This is a genomic window from Nocardioides cremeus (genome assembly GCF_030518195.1).
Taxonomy (GTDB): Bacteria; Actinomycetota; Actinomycetes; order Propionibacteriales; family Nocardioidaceae; genus Nocardioides; species Nocardioides cremeus.
On sequence record NZ_JAULSC010000515.1, the window covers coordinates 1 to 206 of the forward strand.

Consider the following 206-nt stretch of genomic DNA (forward strand, 5'->3'; position numbering starts at 1 on the left):
TAGAAGACCACCGCGTGCGGGTCGGCGGCGGCGTCGCCGGCCTGCGAGGCGAAGAGGAACTCGGTGTCCAGGCCGGTGCCCAGGTTGGTCACCACGGCGGTGCCGAGCTGGCCGGCGGCGGCCACGGAGGGCGCCAGCCCGGCGCCCGGGCGGGCGAGCAGCCGACGGTGCAGGCCGGCGGCGAACACGATGGTCGCCACGGCGCC

At 78.2% G+C, this 206-nt stretch carries 1 pseudogene; it reads right to left on the bottom strand.

The annotated features are described in order from the left end of the window. Positions 1 to 206 (bottom strand): annotated as a pseudogene (locus QWJ41_RS22650) (hypothetical protein); the annotation flags it as partial.